This is a genomic window from Flavobacterium sp. (assembly GCF_041392085.1).
Taxonomy (GTDB): domain Bacteria; phylum Bacteroidota; class Bacteroidia; order Flavobacteriales; family Flavobacteriaceae; genus Flavobacterium.
Genome location: NZ_JAWKMW010000002.1, coordinates 1 through 1,766 on the forward strand (window position 1 = coordinate 1; position 1,766 = coordinate 1,766).

The following is a 1,766-nucleotide window of genomic DNA, read 5'->3' on the forward strand; positions in this document are numbered from 1 at the left end:
TGAGCTCCAAAGTTTCCTCTCTTTTCTTTTTTCGCTCTTCTTTTTCAAGAAACTATTTGGAAAACCCACCGCAGAAACGCACCTTTGCTCTTCAACAACCTTTTATGCCAAAAACAGTACTCATTACGGGCGGTTCCTCAGGAATTGGTAAAGCCATAGGTGAATACCTTTCTCAACGCGGTTACCAAGTCTTTGGAACAAGCCGAAACCCTGAAAAAATTACAGACTCCGTCTTTCCTCTTTTAAAAATGGAAGTTAATGCTACTGAATCCATTGAAGCTGTTATCACTGAAATACTAAGCAAAGTTAAAAGAATTGACGTTGTAATTAACAATGCCGGAGTGGGCATTACGGGCCCAATTGAAGAAACCCCCGAAACCGAAATAAAAAAAGCATTCCAAACCAACTTCCACGGCCCCATAAACGTGATTAAAGCCGTGCTGCCGCAAATGCGCAAACAAGGTTCTGGACATATCTTGAATATTACCTCAATTGCAGGATATATGGGACTTCCATACCGTGGAATCTATTCCGCAAGCAAGGCTGCTTTAGAAATAACCATTGAAGCAATGCGCATGGAAACGATGCAATTCGGTGTAAAAATGACCAATATTGCCCCGGGCGATTTCGCCACCAACATTGCCGCAGGCCGTTATCACGCACCAGTTTTGCAAAATTCCCCCTATAAAAAAGACTACGGCAACACCCTAAAAATGATGAACGAGCATGTGGACAATGGGGGTGATCCTTTAAAAATGGCGAAAGCTGTTCACCAAATTATAGAAACCGCAAACCCAAAAATTCACTACAAAGTGGGTGCGCCATTACAGAAATTCTCTATTGTGTTAAAACGTATTTTACCAGACAAGGTTTATGAACGGATGCTTTTAAAGCATTATGGGTTGAAGTGATGAATAATTTATTTATGAAATTATACTTAAAAATTTTATTGACAATATCATATTTATTTGTTTTAGTTTATATGGTAACATTTTATAATATCGATTTTTTTCGTTGGATTACGAATAACGTAGTTCCTTTTGAATTTCAAAGCATTATAGTTAGCATAGTATATCTCCCAGCCCTATTTTACTTAATATACAGAATTTGGAAATTTAAAAACATTGATAAAAACAAAAAAGGCAACTGGACTGTTTTACTAATATTTGTGAGTATAATAACAATGCCTATTTATATTTGGAGAAAGGATGATGTTTTCATTAATGAAAATGGTAATACAAAGAATTAGACTGCCATAACACTAACATATTATAACTAATTTTTAAAATTTAATCTCCCGCACTTCACATTCTCCTCTCCGCAAAAATGCCCAAACCATCAACCATCAACTATCCCTCCATTTTTGCTGAAAGCTCAAACCAGCGTTCTTCCTTTGCTGCAATGGTATCAATTATTTCCTGTAGCTTTATGGATTGTTTGTCAATTTCAGTGCCGTCCCAGTTTTCCGTAGCGAATTTATTCTGAAGTTCCTCCCGACTTTTTTCAAGGTTTGCTATTTCCTTTTCCAGTTTTTGATATTCCTTCTGCTCGTTATAGCTAAGTTTCGCAGGACTGGAATCTTGCTTCCAGTCTTTTTTTACCTTTGGTGCTGCCTCACCGGCCTCGCGCTTTTCCTGTATGTTGCTATCCTCGTAAACCCTGAAATCGGTATAATTTCCGGGGAAATCTTCCACTTCGGCATTTCCTCTGAAAACAAAAAGGTGGTCCACAATTTTGTCCATGAAATAACGGTCGTGGCTTACCAC

At 37.9% G+C, this 1,766-nt stretch carries 1 protein-coding gene and 1 pseudogene; one reads left to right on the forward strand and one right to left on the reverse strand.

What is annotated here, in order from left to right; genetic code table 11:
- The first annotated feature begins 104 nt into the window (after positions 1-104).
- A complete protein-coding gene (locus R2782_RS00020; protein ID WP_371265995.1) occupies positions 105-911 on the forward strand; it encodes an SDR family oxidoreductase in 807 nt (268 codons plus the stop codon).
- Positions 912-1,349: 438 nt separating this feature from the next.
- Here the strand turns inward: R2782_RS00020 and R2782_RS00025 are convergent.
- Positions 1,350-1,766: pseudogene (locus R2782_RS00025) on the reverse strand (ABC transporter ATP-binding protein); the annotation flags it as partial.

Coding starts and splice junctions, on each gene's coding strand:
- R2782_RS00020 (WP_371265995.1), top strand. CDS start 105: ATGCCAAAAACAGTACTCATTACGGGCGGTTCCTCAGGAATTGGTAAA.